Genomic DNA, 12,876 nt, shown 5'->3' with positions numbered 1-12,876 from the left:
ATATAAATGCCAAAAGACCCTTTCAAAACTCGCTTAGAGATTGCAAAAAGCAAGATTTCAAAGAAAAATCTCTACAATAAGAAGAATGACCCCTCGCCTATAGGAACTGCATTCAAATTGAGCACAGAACTTGTTTCTGCAGTAGCTGTGGGGACAATTATTGGGTTTATTTTTGACAAGACCTTTGGTACTAAACCCTGGTTTATATTAATATTTTTTTTTGTTGGTGTAGTTGCTGGAATAACCAATGTGATTAGATCCGCAAAAAAAATGCAAAAATAAATAAGTATTATGGCAGCAAATCCTATGTCCCAATTCGATGTTTATAGAATTGGACCTGAAATTAAAGTTGGAGCATTCGACATATCATTTACGAACGCAAGTTTATTTATGATTTTAAGTACTGTATCTATTTTGTTAATCTTTAATTTAGGATCAAAAAAAAATTCAATACTACCAAACAAAATTCAATTATTAGCAGAACTTAGCTATACCTTTGTATCCAAAATGATTAGCGATACAGCTGGATCAAAAGCTAAACCATATTTTGCATTTATATTTTCTCTATTCATGTTTGTTTTATTTTGTAACATGTTTGGAATGATACCTTATACTTTTACTGTAACAAGTCATATCATTGTAACATTTGTGCTCGCAGCATTTATATTTATTGGAGTGACTGTAATTGGGTTTATTAAACATGGATTTGGGTATTTAAAATTATTTGTTCCAAGTGGAGTGCCTGCGGTATTGCTCCCTTTAATTGTTGTTATAGAAATTATTTCTTATTTAAGTAGACCTATAAGTTTATCAGTTAGATTATTTGCCAATATGATGGCTGGTCATACAATGATGAAAGTTTTCGGAGGCTTTGTAATTAGCCTTGGAATAGTTGGTGGGTGGCTTCCACTAAGTTTTTCGGTTGCGTTAACTGGTTTGGAGATCTTAGTTGCTTTTCTTCAAGCTTATGTTTTTGCAATCTTAACCTGCATCTATTTAAATGATGCATTAAATTTACACCATTAATAACAGAGGAGGATATAATGGAATTAGAAGCAGCAAAAATGATCGGAGCAGGTTTAGCAGCAATTGCTTTAGCTGGAGCTGGTGTTGGTATCGGAATAATTTTTGGAAATTATTTGTCTGGTGCAATGAGAAATCCATCTGCAGCACAAAAACAATTTCCTAACTTGCTTTTAGGTTTTGCACTTGCAGAAGCTACAGGATTATTCGGATTGGTAGTTGCGTTAATCATACTCTTTGCGTTTTAAATTGATGGTTAAAAAAATATATTTTCAGTCAATATTTTTTAGCTTCTTTTTTATTAAAGAAGCTTTTGCAGCAGAAAGTGGAGGTATGCCTCAATTAAATCCAGAGTTTTGGGTTTCTCAAATTTTTTGGCTAATACTTACTTTTGGTATTATGTATTTAGTTTTATCTAAACTAATACTACCAAAAATTAGTAACAACTTAGAATCGAGAAAATCTCAAATATTAGAAAATATTGAGGCTGCTGAGAAACAAAGAGAAGATAGTGATGCAAAACTAAAAGAATATGATGAAATTATATCTAAAAGCAAACTTGAGGCTAATAGTATTTTCAATCAAGCAAGAGAAAAAGCGCTAAAAGACATTGGTGCAAAAAGAGAAGTGCTTGATAAGCAAATTGATAATGAAATTGCTGAGGCTGAAAAAGAAATAGATGCATTAAGAAAAAATGCACCAGATAAAATAAATAAAATTGCTATTGAGACTTCATCTGAGTTATTGCAAAAACTAATTGGAGCTGAAGTAAATAATAGTAGTATATCTGCAATTGTTGACGATCTATCTAAAAGAAATGGAGATAAATACTATGGCAATTGATGCAACATTTTGGGTAGCCGTATCATTTATTATTTTTTTTGGAGCGTTAATTTACCTTAAAATTCCTCAAAAAATTTCTGAAATGTTAGATAAAATGATATCTGACATTAAAAATGAAATTGATGAAAGTGAAAAATTAAGAACTGAGGCAAAAACACTATTAGATAACTCACAAAAAAAATTAGATACAGCTCAGTCTGTTAGCAACGAAATTCTTGAGAGCGCCAAAAAAGATGCAGATAGATTAATAATTGAGATGAATGATAAGTTTCATAAATCATCAGAAATTAAAAAAAATTTAGCTGAAAATAAAATAAGTCAGATGAAAGAAGCTGCTTTAAAAGAAATTAAGGACGCATCAATAAAAATTGCCGTGGACTCAGTTAAAAAAATAATAACTACATCTGTAGACAAGTCAAAATTAGATGCTGTGTTTCAAAAAAATTTAGATGAAACTAAAGCAGAGTTAAAAAAAATTAACTCATAATACACTTACAATTTTTCAAAAAAGCTATAAATTATTAAAATGAACTCTATAGTCATTGGATCAGGATTTGGTGGGATCGCAGCAGCGCTAAGACTTAAGGCAAAAGGACATAACGTAAAATTAATAGAAAAACATCCAGATCTAGGTGGAAGAGCAAGAGTTTTTAAGAAAAACGGATTTATATATGATGCTGGACCAACAGTAATTACTGCACCCTACTTAATTAATGAATTATTTGAGTTATTCAATAAAGATCCAAAAAATTATATAGAATTAACTCCACTTAAAATTTGGTACCAGTTTATTTTTGAGGACAAAACTAAATTTAACTATTCAGGCGACGAAATAGAGATGAAAGACCAAATTGAGAAGCTTAGCAAAGAAGATGTAAATGGATATGAAAAATTAGTTAATTTTACAAAAAAAATATTTGATAAAGGTTTTTTAGAACTTGCAGATGTACCATTTGATAAACCTTTCGTAATGATGCAACAATTGCCTGCCTTATTAAAACTTAAAAGTTATAAATCAGTTTACTCACTTGTTTCATCTTATATAAAAAATGAAAAATTAAGAAGAATGCTTAGCATGCATCCTTTGCTAGTTGGGGGAAATCCTTTTACAACCACTTCTATTTATGGATTAATTCTTTATTTAGAAAAAAAATGGGGAATACATTATTCAGTTGGAGGAACAGGAAATATAATTAAAGGTTTTGAAAAATTAATGAATGAGGTTGGTATTGAAATAATAAAAAACAGTGAAGTAACAGAAATTATATCAAAAAATAATAAAATTAGTGGTGTAAAATTAAATAATGAAAATGAAATTGGTGCAGATAATGTTGTTTGTAATGCAGATCCACCTGCATTTTATGAGAAAATGTTAAGCAAAAGCAACGAGAATTCCATGTTGTTTAATTGGAAAAAAAATCGAATGGAATATTCTATGGGTTTATTCGTTTACTATTTTGGAACAAAAAAAATTTATGAGAATGTTGAACATCATACAATAAAGTTTGGTAACAAGTATAAAGAACATCTTGATGACATATTTGATAAGAAAAAATTAAATAACGATATTAGCTATTATCTTCACAGACCTACAGCGACTGATAAAACTATGGCCCCAGAAGGGAATGATTGTTTTTATGTATTAGTGCCTGTTCCTAACAATCAATCAAAAATAAATTGGGAAACTGAAGGTGAGAAAATGAAAAATCTTGTAATTGAAAAAATGGAAAAAGACTTAATGCCGGATCTTAAGAATAATATAGTTGAGGACTTTTATCTAACACCTGATTACTTTGAAAAAGAATTAAATACAAAATTTGGATCAGGGTTTTCAATTCAACCTAAATTTACACAATCCGCATACTTTAGATTTCATAATAAATCTGAAATATATGATGGTTTATACTTTGTTGGTGCAGGAACACATCCAGGGGCTGGGGTACCAGGTGTTCTCTCTTCAGCAAAAGTTTTAGATAAATTATTTTAATGTTAACAAAGAATTATTTAGCCATTTACGCAAAATCTTTTAATTGGGCAGGTTTTTTTTTACCAAAAAAAACCTATGAAAAATGCTCTGCGCTTTATGATTTTTGTAGAGAAGCAGATAATATTGCTGATGATGAAAACAATATTGAAATAAAAAAAGATAATTTTATTAAATTTAGAAATAATTTTGTTAATAAAAATTATGATGATCCGGTTATTAAAAACATGTGGGGTCTTATTAATGAATTTAGTATTTCAACTAAAATTGTAGACGATTTATTTGAGGGTATTAATTCTGATATAAAAGAAAATATTAAATTTAATTCAAAAAAAGAATTATTAATTTATTCCTATAGGGTAGCTGGAACAGTTGGATTGATGATGGCTAAGATATTGAATGTTCACAAAGAACAATCTCTAAAATCAGCTATTGATCTTGGGATTGCTATGCAATTAACAAATATTTCTAGAGATGTTATAGAAGATAAAAAAAATAATAGATCTTATATCAATGAAAGTTTTGAGGAAATAAAGAATACAATCAAGCTTTCAGAAAAGTTTTATGAAAATTCATTTTACTCAATTAAAGAAATACCGTTAAGTTTCAGATTTTCTATTTTAGTAGCAAGAAGGGTTTATAGAAAAATAGGATACAAAATTTTAAATAAACAAAACATAGAAAATTATAAAAATTCTGGAAAAATTTATGTTTCAAATATTGAAAAAATTATTGAAACTTTTTTATCTATTTTTGACTTAATAAAGTTATCACTTATAAGTAAAAACGATGATAATATTAATCATGACCATAATTTAATTAATGAAGAAATAAATTTAAATGAAAGAATTTGATTACACAATTATAGGCGGAGGTTGCGCAGGTCTTTCATTAGCATATGAGCTGGAAGTTTATGAAAAATTAAAAGATAAAACCCTAGCAATAATTGAACCAAGAGAAGATTATAAAAGAGATAAAACCTGGTCATTTTGGAAAGTTTTTTCCCATAATTTTGATGACTGTGTCAAAAAAAGTTGGAATAATTTTACAATAAATACACCTAATAATACGAAATATATAAATTGCGAACATACGCCATATCAAACAATTGATAGTGGTATGTTCTACGAAAAAATACTTTCAAAACTTAAATTAAATAAAAATATTCAGTTTTTTAAAAGTATTGATGAAATAGATAAATCAAATTCAATTGTATTTAATAGTGTACCTAATTTTGAGAATAAACAGAGTGAGTTATGGCAACACTTTTGTGGGGTTGAAATAGAAACAGAAAAAGACTTTTTTGATGACGAAATTTTCAATTTGATGGACTTTGCTTGTGATCAAAGAAACAAAGTTCATTTTTTTTATACGCTACCATTTACTAAAAGGAATGCATTAGTTGAAACTACTTGGATATCTGAGCTAAATGATGAAAAACTCAAAGATTATGATGAACAAATTGATAATTATTTAAGCAACCACCTAAATATCAGAAACTGCAAAATCAATTTCAAAGAAACTGGTGCAATTCCACTTTTTAGACAAAAAAATGTAAATAAATTAAATGAAATTTACATAGGCTCAGCAGGAGGCATGACTAGATTAAGTACGGGTTATACTTTCCTAAATATACAAGAACAGAGTAGATATATAAGAGAAAACATAGAAAATATTAAAAATGTAAATTTATTTAAAATCAATTCAAAATATGATTTTTTAGATAAAATCTTATTAAGAGTTCTTAAAAATAATTCCAATGAAATGGGCAATATATTTTTTAAAGTTTTTAATTCAAAACCTAAAACAGCTATCAATTTTTTATCAAATAAAAGCAGTTTTTTTGAAGATTTAGAGGTAATTCTAAAAATGCCAAAGTGGAAATTTTTAAAAGAATTAATTTAAAATGAACAATCAAATAAAAAAAATAAATCTAAATCATTCATTTATTTTTTTCTTTGTTGTAAACATTTTTTGTATTTTACTGTTCAAGTTTAATAATTTTAATATTTCATCAATTTTGTGTTTACTTTTAATTTTAATCATAGGGGTTTCCCATGGTTCATTAGATTATATTAAAGGAAAAAAACTGCTTAAATTGTTTAATATAAAATCAAGTTATATATTCTACATTATATATATTTTAATTTCAGCGTTAGTTATAGTAACTTGGATATTGTTTCCATCAATAACTTTAATTGTTTTTTTAATAATCGCTTCCTACCACTTTGGCAAAGAGGATACACAATTTTTGATTAATGAAAAATCTTATTTCACTCAAATACTTTATTTTTTCAAAGGATTTTTAATTTTACTTGCTCCTTTGTATTTTCATTTTCAGGAAACAATAGCGATTTTCAAATTATTATTAATCAATAATGAGACATTTTATTCAAGTTTAGATTTTATTGAGACAAATAATATAATTCAAATAGGAATATTCTGCAGCACACTATCTAGTATTTTTCTTTTCTTAAAGAATTTTGAAATCAAGAAATTTGTTGTTTTTTTAGATTATTTTTCAATTTTGATATTAAATTATTATTTATCACCACTAATAGCTTTTACTGTTTATTTTTGTTTTTTACATTCAATAAGACATTCAATTTCCCTCGCTATTGAACTTGATCCAAATAGTATAGTTAATGGATTTAAATTATTTGTAAATAAAGCTTTACCTTTAACAATTTTAACCGCTATTTTTTCTTTTATTGCACTATATCTTCTGAATAATTCATTTAATTTAGATAGTGCAATTTTAAAAATAATATTTATAGGTTTGGCGTCTTTAACCTTTCCACATATATTGCTTGAATATTTTTTAGAAAAAAATGAAAAATAAAGAATTAAAAATATTATTATCTGCACCTCGTGGGTTCTGTGCTGGGGTAGAAAGAGCAATTGAAATAGTAGAAAAATCTATACAGAAGTTTGGAGCTCCAGTTTATGTACGTCATGAAATAGTACATAATAAGTATGTTGTAGATGATTTAAAAAATAAAGGGGCAATATTTGTTGAAGAGCTGGAGGAGATAAAGGATAAATCAAGACCGGTAATTTTTTCAGCGCATGGTGTTCCGAAAAAAATACCTGAGGATGCGAAAAGTTATAAAATGACTTATGTAGATGCTACATGTCCACTTGTTTCTAAAGTTCATAGAGAAGCAGAAAATCTTAATAAAGCTGGTTACCATATAATTTTAATTGGTCATGAAAATCATCCAGAAGTAATTGGAACTATGGGTCAATTAAATGAAGGTTCTATAGATCTAATCCAAAATGAGGAAGATGCTACAAACTATAAAAATAAACTAGATAAAAAATTAGCATATATTACTCAGACTACTTTGTCAGTTGATGACACAAAAGAAATAATCAAAATTTTAAAAACCAATTTTCCAAATATAAAAGAGCCAATGAGAGAAGATATTTGTTATGCAACTACTAACCGTCAAATGGCAGTAAAAAATATTGCAAAGAGTTGTGATATGTTTTTTGTTATTGGAAGTAGAAACTCTTCAAATTCTGTTAGGCTTGTTGAGGTGGCAAAGAAATCAGGATGTGAAAATTCACAACTTATTCACTCAGAAAGCTCAATACCATATGATCAAATAGAAAATTGTAATACTATAGGTATATCATCAGGAGCATCTGCACCAGAAATATTAGTTGAAAATTTTATTAATGATTTAAAAAATAAATTTTCTATAAGTATTGATGAAGTTGAAATAATTAAAGAAGATGTAGTATTTAAAGTTCCCAAAAAATTAAATTAAAAAATGGCTGTTTATACAAAAATAAATCAAAAAGAAATTAATATTATTAATGAAAATTTTAATATTGATAAAATAAAAAGTTTTAAAGGTATCAAACAAGGAATAGAGAACACAAACTATATTCTTAAATCAAAAAAGAAAAAATACATTTTAACTATTTTTGAAAAAAGAGTTTTACAAAAAGAAATACCTTTTTTTATGAAGTTAATGGATAATTTGAATAATTCAAAAATAAACTGTCCTAAGCCACTGAAAACCAAAGAAAATAAATATCTTATTAAATTAAAAAATAAAACTGCATGTATTGTATCATTCTTGGATGGTAAAGATAAAAAAATATTAAATATAAATGATTGTTATGCGATTGGTAAAACAATTGCTCGCATGCATTTGGTCACAAATAAAATGAACCTTAATAGAAAAAATTCAATGGGTATTAGAAATTTAAAACCCTTATTGGAAAGTATTAAATTTAAGTCAAAAAAATTTTCAAATTTAAAAGTATTCTTAAAAAATAACTTAAACGATATTAATAAAAATTGGCCTAAACAATTACCCAAAGGTATTATCCATGGTGACTTATTTATAGATAATATATTCTTCAAAAAAAATAAACTTTCAGGAATTATTGATTTCTACTTTGCTGCTAATGATTATTTTATGTATGAAATTGCTATATGCATCAATGCTCTTTGTTTTGATTATAAAAAAAGAAAATTCCAAATGAATCATAAAAAAATTAAAAATTTAATCAAAGGCTATGAAAGCGTTAAAAAAATTTCAACAAAGGAAAGGAAATCTATAAATATTTTATGTAGAGGTGCAGCATTAAGATATTTGTTAACAAGATTGTATGACTATTCAAATACACCAAAAACAGCATTAATTAAAATTAAAGATCCTAATGAATATTATCAAAAATTGCTTTCTCACAACAATTTAAGTTCATTTAAAGACTATTTAAATTAATGATTACAATTTATACAGACGGTTCTTGTTTAACAAATCCAGGTAATGGTGGATGGGCTGCTATTATAAATGATGAAAAAGAAATAAGAAAAATTAGTGGCAGTGAAAAAAACACTACAAATAATAGAATGGAGCTACTTGCTCCAATTAATGCACTGAAAGATATGAAACCTGGTATTGAAATAAAAATATATACTGACTCTCAATATGTAAAAAATGGAATAACTGAATGGATTAATACTTGGTTAGCTAATAATTGGAAAACATCAAAAAAAGAAGATGTTAAAAATAGAGATTTGTGGATTGAATTATATAATTTGAATAAATCACTCAATGTTCAATGGAATTGGGTAAAGGCTCATGATGGAAATCCTATGAATGAAGAGGTAGACTTATTAGCTAAAAAAGCTGCAAATTTAGACTAAATTTAAAAAATTTTCTGCTGCTGAAATTTCGCATGATCCAGTGTCTTTTTCTTCTTGTAACTTAATAACCTTCATATCTTCAACATACATAGTGTATCTATTTGATCTAATACCTAAACCTCTACCACTTTTATCAACATCCGCACCTATATCTTTAGTAAAGTTTAAAAAAGGGTCTCCCATCATAATAATTTTATCACCTACGTTATTTTCTTTTCCCCAGGCATTCATAACAAAAGGATCATTTACAGATATACAAATAATATGATCAATACCTTTTTCTTTATACTTGTCATGCAACTTAACGTAACCAGGTAAATGTTTAGCAGAACACACTGATGTATAAGCACCTGGTAATCCAAATAAAACTACTTTTTTATTTTTGAAAAAATCTTCAATTTTTTTTTTAGTTGGCTCACCATTTTCTAAAACAAACACTTCTGAATTTGGCAGTAAATCGTTTTCGTTTATTTTCATTATGTTCTATCTTTAATATGTTGTTTTACTTTTTCAATATCATTTTCAACAATATCATAATTTTCTTTTTGATCTAAAATAAAAGTTAATTCATTGGGCAATTCTGCTTTCACATTAATTGCACTTTGAATTGCACCTGGAAATTTGCAGGGATGCGCTGTTGCAAGTACGATATTGTTTCCTTTTAAGTTATGTTTATCAAATGCTCCATACCCAATAGCTGTGTGTGGATCTAAAACTATGGCAAATTTTTCATATACATTCTTAATTACCTCTAAAGTCTCATCCTCACTCATTCTAGCTGATAAAAAGTTTTCGCTAATTTTATTTAATTTATCGTCGTTTATTAAATACTGTCCCTTCTCTTTAATATTTTTCATATCTAGAGAAGTCTGTTGATCGTCTCCATTATTAAGATCAAATATAAGTCTTTCAAAATTACTGGCTATTTGTATGTCCATACTTGGAGAGATGGTTTCTGAAACTTTTTCTGCTTCATAACTACCTTTTGAAATTGCTCTATGTAAAATATCATTTTGATTAGTTGCAACAATTAATTTATCTATCGGCAAGCCCATTTTTTTGGCTAAATATCCTGCATATACATCTCCAAAATTTCCTGTCGGCACTGAAAAATTAGTTGGTTCACTTGCATCTTCAACTGATAAGTAACTATAAAAGTAATAAACACTTTGAGCAATAATCCTCGCCCAGTTAATAGAGTTTACACCTGACATTTTAATGTCATTTGAAAATTTCTTATCTGCAAACATGGATTTAACTAAGTTTTGACAATCATCAAAATTTCCCTTTATGGCTATGTTAAATACGTTTTCGTCTTTACCCGTTGTCATTAATTTTCTTTGAACTGGTGAAACACGATTATCTGGATGAAGTACAAAAATATTAACATTTTTTTTACCTTTAATTGCATCAATTGCTGCAGCACCAGTATCTCCAGATGTAGCAACAACAATATTAATCTTTTGATTTTCATTGTTTAGGTAATACTCGTAAAAGTTACCTAAAAGTTGCATAGCAATATCTTTGAAAGCTAAAGTCGGACCATGAAACAGCTCTAACACAGTTCTGTCTCCAAGTTTTATAAAATCTACAACATTATCCCGTCTAAATGTAGAGTAAGACTTATCAATAATTTTACTTAATTCTGCTTGTGACATGAAATTACCAATAAATGGATAAACGATCTTTTTGGCTAACTCTGAGTAGCTTAGTTTTTTAAAATCTCGAACTTCATTTTCAGTATATTTCGTCAAACTTTCTGGAATAAATAAACCTCCATCATCAGCAAGGCCTTTGATAAAAACGTCTTTAAATTCAAAGGTTTTTGATGTGTCTCTTGTACTTACGTATCTCATTTAATAATTTTTTTTCCTAAAATATAAATATATTAAAAGAATTGAAATCGCCATAGAAAACCAAGTAATTGCATACTTCTTATGATTATTTGAAATTTTAGCAGTAATCACTCTTGGTTTTGGAATTTTATAATCACCGTTTAAATAAATGACATACTCTGAAAAATTCCTTCCAGTAAATTTTGAAATATCTTCTCTATTCAAAGTAAACCAATAATTTTTCTCAATATCGTTTTCTGGTTTAAATGTACTTGGTTTAGTTTGTAGCATAAGAGTGCCGACTATTTGATTTTGATCAACTAAATTTATTTCGGGTAGGTCTTTTTTTTCGAAAGGTATCCATCCCCTATTCAATAAGTAATTGACGTCATCAATTTTTATTGGATTAATTACCTCAAACCCAGGTTTCCCTACATCATTTAAATTATATAAGTAAATTTGTTTATCAAAATCAATTTCTCCGCTTGTCTTTATTCTAAGATAATTTTTTTTTTCAATACTAGTTAATTCTACAGGGTCATTTTTTAAGGAATTTTCAATTTGCTCAATTAACTCTAATTTCCAATTTAATCTATAAATTTGCCAAAACCCAAGAGAGAGCAGAATTAAAATAATAAAGTAAACAAAAACTGAAAATAGTAATTTATTCTTCAAGGATAAATATTAACTTCCCCAAATATAAATTGCAGCAAATAAGAATAACCACACTACATCAACAAAATGCCAGTACCAAGCAGCTGCTTCAAATCCGAAATGATGATCTTTAGTAAAATGACCAAGTCTTCCTCTCCACAAACATACTGCTAAAAATATAGTTCCAATTATGACATGAAAACCATGAAAACCTGTTGCCATATAAAATACAGCTCCATAAATATGGCCTGAGTAAGTAAAAGTAGCGTGATGGTATTCGTATGCTTGCAATAAAGTAAAAAAGAAACCAAGAATTACAGTCAGTGTTAATCCTTGTATAAATCCTTTTCTATCATCTTCTAATAAAGCGTGATGAGCCCAAGTAACAGTTGTTCCTGATAATAATAAAACCAGAGTATTTATTAAAGGAATATCCCAAGGATCAAATGTTTCAATATCTTTTGGTGGCCATACATTTCCAACAAATTCATTTGGAAACAAACTTATATCAAAGTAAGCCCAGAACCATGCAACAAAGAACATGACCTCTGAAGCAATAAATAGAGTCATTCCATATCTATGATGAATTTGGACAACTGGAGTATGATGACCTTGATGTTCAGCTTCAATTACTACATCTCTGAACCACATATACGCACCATAAATTAATAAGGCTAAACCAAGATACATTCCCCAGGAAATACCGTTATGCATATAAAAAATTGCACCTATTGCTAATACTAAGCATGCAAAAGATGTATAAATTGGCCAAGGGCTTGGATCAACTAAGTGGTAATCGTGTTTTTTTTCTGCTGACATTTTTCGTGATTATGATTGTTTATAGTAATCTGTCGAGAAAAAAGTGTACGACATGGTTACATCTTGTAGATTTTTTGTTGTTGGATCGTTTACAAGTTCAGGGTCTAAATAAAAAGTCATCACATAAGTCGCTTTCTCACCAGCCTTCAACTCTTGTTTTTCGAAGCAAAAACATCCTAATTTACTATAATATTTACCAAAACTTGCTGGTGACACGTTAAAACTAGCAACACCATAAGTAGTTTCGTCACCAATATTCTCAACTTCAAATTCTATTCTGTTGACCTGGCCAACCTTTACATCAATCACGTTCGATTTTGCCTTAAAATTCCATTCAAGATTATTCACATTTGTATCAAACCTAACGCTTACAACTTTATCTAAAACTATTTTTGGAGCTTCTTTAGATACCTGGGTTGTTCCACCGAAGCCTGTAACTCTACAAAACAGATCATACAAAGGCACTGCCGCAAAAGACAATCCTAACATAAGGACAAAAATCCCAGCCAAAAGTAAAGGAGTTAATGTTTTGCTTTTAATCATATCTG

General features: G+C 28.0%; 17 protein-coding genes. 12 read left to right on the top strand and 5 right to left on the bottom strand.

Annotated features, from left to right (window positions below; all coding sequences use genetic code 11):
- Positions 1-6: 6 nt before the first annotated feature.
- From DT059_RS04010 to rnhA, 12 genes are read left to right on the top strand one after another with little or no spacing between them, the layout of a single operon-like run.
- Positions 7-282, top strand: coding sequence for an AtpZ/AtpI family protein (locus DT059_RS04010; protein WP_075484905.1), 276 nt, complete (start codon positions 7-9; stop codon positions 280-282).
- Positions 283-291: 9 nt separating this feature from the next.
- The gene (locus tag DT059_RS04005; RefSeq protein WP_072090806.1) at positions 292-1,026 is read left to right on the top strand and encodes a F0F1 ATP synthase subunit A; all 735 of its coding nucleotides are present in this window, start codon (positions 292-294) and stop codon (positions 1,024-1,026) included.
- A gap of 17 nt (positions 1,027-1,043) precedes the next feature.
- The gene (locus tag DT059_RS04000; protein ID WP_006997791.1) at positions 1,044-1,271 is read left to right on the top strand and encodes a F0F1 ATP synthase subunit C; all 228 of its coding nucleotides are present in this window, start codon (positions 1,044-1,046) and stop codon (positions 1,269-1,271) included.
- A 4-nt stretch (positions 1,272-1,275) separates the two neighbouring features.
- Complete coding sequence (locus DT059_RS03995) at positions 1,276-1,866, top strand: F0F1 ATP synthase subunit B family protein (RefSeq protein WP_023854781.1); 591 nt, start codon at positions 1,276-1,278, stop codon at positions 1,864-1,866.
- The gene (locus DT059_RS03990) at positions 1,841-2,353 is read left to right on the top strand and encodes a F0F1 ATP synthase subunit B family protein (RefSeq protein WP_240704582.1); all 513 of its coding nucleotides are present in this window, start codon (positions 1,841-1,843) and stop codon (positions 2,351-2,353) included. The genes DT059_RS03995 and DT059_RS03990 overlap by 26 nt, the downstream gene beginning before the upstream one ends.
- Before the next feature lie 39 nt (positions 2,354-2,392).
- On the top strand, positions 2,393-3,853 hold the full coding sequence (gene crtI / locus DT059_RS03985) for a phytoene desaturase family protein (RefSeq protein ID WP_145596965.1): 1,461 nt from the start codon (positions 2,393-2,395) through the stop codon (positions 3,851-3,853).
- Positions 3,853-4,704 carry a phytoene/squalene synthase family protein gene (locus DT059_RS03980; RefSeq protein WP_145596959.1) on the top strand — a complete coding sequence of 284 codons (852 nt, stop codon included), beginning with the start codon at positions 3,853-3,855 and terminating at the stop codon, positions 4,702-4,704. The genes crtI and DT059_RS03980 overlap by 1 nt, the downstream gene beginning before the upstream one ends.
- Positions 4,691-5,755: a lycopene cyclase family protein gene (locus tag DT059_RS03975; protein WP_072090810.1), complete on the top strand. Its 1,065-nt coding sequence runs from the start codon at positions 4,691-4,693 to the stop codon at positions 5,753-5,755. Before DT059_RS03980 ends, DT059_RS03975 begins: the two co-directional genes overlap by 14 nt.
- Position 5,756: 1 nt before the next feature.
- Positions 5,757-6,692 (top strand): Brp/Blh family beta-carotene 15,15'-dioxygenase, encoded by a 936-nt coding sequence (locus tag DT059_RS03970; RefSeq protein WP_145596955.1) that lies wholly within the window; start codon positions 5,757-5,759, stop codon positions 6,690-6,692.
- Positions 6,682-7,626 carry a 4-hydroxy-3-methylbut-2-enyl diphosphate reductase gene (ispH, locus tag DT059_RS03965; RefSeq protein ID WP_145596953.1) on the top strand — a complete coding sequence of 315 codons (945 nt, stop codon included), beginning with the start codon at positions 6,682-6,684 and terminating at the stop codon, positions 7,624-7,626. Before DT059_RS03970 ends, ispH begins: the two co-directional genes overlap by 11 nt.
- A gap of 3 nt (positions 7,627-7,629) precedes the next feature.
- Positions 7,630-8,595 (top strand): homoserine kinase, encoded by a 966-nt coding sequence (locus DT059_RS03960; RefSeq protein ID WP_145596951.1) that lies wholly within the window; start codon positions 7,630-7,632, stop codon positions 8,593-8,595.
- Positions 8,595-9,020, top strand: a complete 426-nt coding sequence (gene rnhA, locus DT059_RS03955; protein WP_145596949.1) for a ribonuclease HI — start codon at positions 8,595-8,597, stop codon at positions 9,018-9,020. The genes DT059_RS03960 and rnhA overlap by 1 nt, the downstream gene beginning before the upstream one ends.
- Here rnhA and DT059_RS03950 read toward each other — a convergent pair.
- The 5 genes from DT059_RS03950 to DT059_RS03930 are packed head-to-tail and all read right to left on the bottom strand — an operon-like array spanning position 9,012 to position 12,871.
- On the bottom strand, positions 9,012-9,497 hold the full coding sequence (locus tag DT059_RS03950; protein ID WP_072090815.1) for a peroxiredoxin: 486 nt from the start codon (positions 9,495-9,497) through the stop codon (positions 9,012-9,014). The genes rnhA and DT059_RS03950 overlap by 9 nt on opposite strands.
- Positions 9,497-10,876, bottom strand: a complete 1,380-nt coding sequence (gene thrC / locus DT059_RS03945; RefSeq protein ID WP_145596946.1) for a threonine synthase — start codon at positions 10,874-10,876, stop codon at positions 9,497-9,499. The genes DT059_RS03950 and thrC overlap by 1 nt, the downstream gene beginning before the upstream one ends.
- Positions 10,877-11,530, bottom strand: a complete 654-nt coding sequence (locus DT059_RS03940) for an SURF1 family protein (protein WP_145596944.1) — start codon at positions 11,528-11,530, stop codon at positions 10,877-10,879.
- Between the two features lie 9 nt (positions 11,531-11,539).
- The gene (locus DT059_RS03935) at positions 11,540-12,328 is read right to left on the bottom strand and encodes a cytochrome c oxidase subunit 3 (protein ID WP_023854769.1); all 789 of its coding nucleotides are present in this window, start codon (positions 12,326-12,328) and stop codon (positions 11,540-11,542) included.
- A 9-nt stretch (positions 12,329-12,337) separates the two neighbouring features.
- A complete protein-coding gene (locus DT059_RS03930) occupies positions 12,338-12,871 on the bottom strand; it encodes a cytochrome c oxidase assembly protein (protein ID WP_023854768.1) in 534 nt (177 codons plus the stop codon).
- Positions 12,872-12,876: the final 5 nt, after the last annotated feature.

This window comes from Candidatus Pelagibacter sp. FZCC0015 (assembly GCF_007833635.1).
In the GTDB taxonomy this organism is placed as follows: domain Bacteria; phylum Pseudomonadota; class Alphaproteobacteria; order Pelagibacterales; family Pelagibacteraceae; genus Pelagibacter.
The sequence above is the reverse complement of the archived record's forward strand: the minus strand, read 5'-3'. Positions and strand labels throughout refer to the sequence as shown.

Bases quoted from the DNA above. Each gene is read 5' to 3' on its own strand.
- DT059_RS03990 (WP_240704582.1), top strand. From the start codon at position 1,841: ATGGAGATAAATACTATGGCAATTGATGCAACATTTTGGGTAGCCGTA.
- DT059_RS04005 (WP_072090806.1), top strand. From the start codon at position 292: ATGGCAGCAAATCCTATGTCCCAATTCGATGTTTATAGAATTGGACCT.
- DT059_RS03930 (WP_023854768.1), bottom strand. From the start codon at position 12,871: ATGATTAAAAGCAAAACATTAACTCCTTTACTTTTGGCTGGGATTTTT.
- thrC (WP_145596946.1), bottom strand. From the start codon at position 10,876: ATGAGATACGTAAGTACAAGAGACACATCAAAAACCTTTGAATTTAAA.
- rnhA (WP_145596949.1), top strand. From the start codon at position 8,595: ATGATTACAATTTATACAGACGGTTCTTGTTTAACAAATCCAGGTAAT.
- DT059_RS03975 (WP_072090810.1), top strand. From the start codon at position 4,691: ATGAAAGAATTTGATTACACAATTATAGGCGGAGGTTGCGCAGGTCTT.
- ispH (WP_145596953.1), top strand. From the start codon at position 6,682: ATGAAAAATAAAGAATTAAAAATATTATTATCTGCACCTCGTGGGTTC.
- DT059_RS04010 (WP_075484905.1), top strand. From the start codon at position 7: ATGCCAAAAGACCCTTTCAAAACTCGCTTAGAGATTGCAAAAAGCAAG.
- DT059_RS03995 (WP_023854781.1), top strand. From the start codon at position 1,276: ATGGTTAAAAAAATATATTTTCAGTCAATATTTTTTAGCTTCTTTTTT.
- crtI (WP_145596965.1), top strand. From the start codon at position 2,393: ATGAACTCTATAGTCATTGGATCAGGATTTGGTGGGATCGCAGCAGCG.
- DT059_RS03935 (WP_023854769.1), bottom strand. From the start codon at position 12,328: ATGTCAGCAGAAAAAAAACACGATTACCACTTAGTTGATCCAAGCCCT.
- DT059_RS03950 (WP_072090815.1), bottom strand. From the start codon at position 9,497: ATGAAAATAAACGAAAACGATTTACTGCCAAATTCAGAAGTGTTTGTT.
- DT059_RS03970 (WP_145596955.1), top strand. From the start codon at position 5,757: ATGAACAATCAAATAAAAAAAATAAATCTAAATCATTCATTTATTTTT.
- DT059_RS04000 (WP_006997791.1), top strand. From the start codon at position 1,044: ATGGAATTAGAAGCAGCAAAAATGATCGGAGCAGGTTTAGCAGCAATT.
- DT059_RS03980 (WP_145596959.1), top strand. From the start codon at position 3,853: ATGTTAACAAAGAATTATTTAGCCATTTACGCAAAATCTTTTAATTGG.
- DT059_RS03960 (WP_145596951.1), top strand. From the start codon at position 7,630: ATGGCTGTTTATACAAAAATAAATCAAAAAGAAATTAATATTATTAAT.